We start from the raw sequence: 2,105 nt of genomic DNA on the forward strand, positions 1-2,105 counted from the left end.
TGGAAAGTTGCGTGTTTGTGTGCGAGGATTTTCCGAAGGAAAATCAGATGCAAGCAAACAAAGCAACTCACATTGGTTTAGGATAAAACTAGCAATTTTTTATATACGGTGTTACCAAATGTTTTTTTATTTCGTCTCTAAATTCAATTTTTCCAACACAGTGTTTAATTCCGCAAGAGATTTTTTTTCAATAAATTCCGTATTGATTTTTAATTCAGATGAGTCAGTTTTTAGGATATAATCTCCAGCAAACTTATTAATCCGTTTTATTTCATTCAGATTTATTTTTTTTGGAATCAGATTATTTTTTGAGATAACTCCGTTTTCTATTGTCAGATATTGTTTGTTGTTTTCAAAGAGATAAGTTCCTAAAAATAAAATCCCCATTATTAAATATCCGTAATTAAAAATATTATTCGAATCAAAAATAATTGCTGTTGTTCCGAGTACTAACCATAGAATTCCGAAAATCAGATAATATTTAAGTCGTTTTTTTGTAAATCGTATTTTCATTTTTTTTCAAATATTTGGTAACGGTTTTGTGTATGGTTAGTTGCGTGTTTCAGCAACTAATTTAGTAAACAAAAACGAACGCGAGAAAATTCCGAAGGAATTTTCCAAATAAGCACTTGCCAAAGCAATTAATTATACACGTTGTTGTACCACGTTATTATTCAGTTACTTATTAAAAAAATCTTCCTCGTCTATACTTTCTGTTGTCATATTTCCGTTTTCAACTGCATATAACGTAATTGTTCCTGTCGTATAACTTCTGCTCGTATTTTCAATTCTTATTTGGTCGCCAATTTTATCTGATTTGCTAAAACTCACGTTTCTTTCAAATGCTCCATTTATTCCGCAAAAGTTCTTTTTATTTGGATTCCAATCGTTTCCATAATATACTTTTATGTAATAAGTTCCGCTCGGAATTTTACTCATTTCAAATGTTGCACCTGCTCTTATATATTCGTTTCGGATTGTCTTATGGTCATAACTCCTAACTAAACAAACGACTGCATCTGACTTGTTACTATTGTCAAATTTTAACCAAGCATTTTGTGAATAAACTCCTTTTCCAAAACAAGCATCTAAAGGTGAAGTTCCATTTTTTAGTTGATTACCTCGATATTTACTTGGTAGTATATTAGGGTTTTCAAATATTTTCTTGTATTCGTCGCTTTCTAATTTTTTACTAATTTCATTCATTTTTCGAACAGACTTTTTTGTTTCTTCGTCCATCCAATCATATATTTTTATTTGTTTAGATTTTTCAGAATTAGCAACTTCTGATTTTTCTGTTTCGTCATTCTTTTCGTAAACAGAAGGATTATATTTCATTTCGGTTTTGTCATTATTTTCAAACCACTCAAATGGATTAATGTCAAAATAATCCAAACCTTGACCAAAAATCATTAATGCAATTATTGGTGCAACGATTAAACCAACAATTCCAGAACCAATACTGTCTATTTGGTTGACATTTTTTGCAGTTTCTAAAAATAAAAATGATGCTCCATAAAATCCAACTACCGTAATAAACCCTAAAAATCCGTTTATATAAATTCCAATAAATGGTAGAGCTAATAGGATTATTTGCAATAAAATTCCAAGTTTGCCTTTCAAAGTCAAATTTTTGAAGTTTGTAATCTTTTCCGAAATCAATCTTTTTGGATTGAAACTTTTTATTCGGTCAAAATAACTTCTTTTTGCTTGAGGTTTTGGTCTGTAAGTTTGTTGCTGTTTTTCAGCTGGTCTTTGTTGATATGTGGTATTAGTGTTTCCGTTTGCTTTGTTTATGAAAGCATTATATTTTAAGTCATAATTTCTTTTAGACACTGGATTTGACAAAATATCATAAGCGTCTTTAATTTCTCTAAATAGTTCATCAAAAAAGTTATCTCCAACATTTTTGTCAGGATGAAATTTTATCGCAAGTTTTCGGTAGGCTTTTTTAATTTCATCTTGCGAAGCGTTATTTTTTAATCCTAAAGTTTGGTAATGGTTTTTCATATTTGGTTAGAAATGGCGTTTTTCGGTAATGTGGTACAACGTTTATGTGTAAGGAACGTTGCGTGCTTGTGTGCGAGGATTTTCCGAAGGAAAAT

The 2,105-nt window shown here is 30.1% G+C and carries 2 protein-coding genes; both read right to left on the reverse strand.

Annotated elements, in window-relative coordinates; genetic code table 11:
• Positions 1-126: 126 nt before the first annotated feature.
• A complete protein-coding gene (locus tag ACFQ0I_RS16465) occupies positions 127-513 on the reverse strand; it encodes a hypothetical protein (RefSeq protein ID WP_379944070.1) in 387 nt (128 codons plus the stop codon).
• Positions 514-678: 165 nt separating this feature from the next.
• Positions 679-2,010, reverse strand: a complete 1,332-nt coding sequence (locus ACFQ0I_RS16470) for a J domain-containing protein (protein WP_379944071.1) — start codon at positions 2,008-2,010, stop codon at positions 679-681.
• Positions 2,011-2,105: the final 95 nt, after the last annotated feature.

Source organism: Mariniflexile aquimaris, from assembly GCF_042676825.1.
In the GTDB taxonomy this organism is placed as follows: domain Bacteria; phylum Bacteroidota; class Bacteroidia; order Flavobacteriales; family Flavobacteriaceae; genus Mariniflexile; species Mariniflexile aquimaris.

What these genes read in the sequence shown, in the direction of transcription:
- ACFQ0I_RS16465 (WP_379944070.1), bottom strand. Translation starts at nt 513, where the DNA reads ATGAAAATACGATTTACAAAAAAACGACTTAAATATTATCTGATTTTC.
- ACFQ0I_RS16470 (WP_379944071.1), bottom strand. Translation starts at nt 2,010, where the DNA reads ATGAAAAACCATTACCAAACTTTAGGATTAAAAAATAACGCTTCGCAA.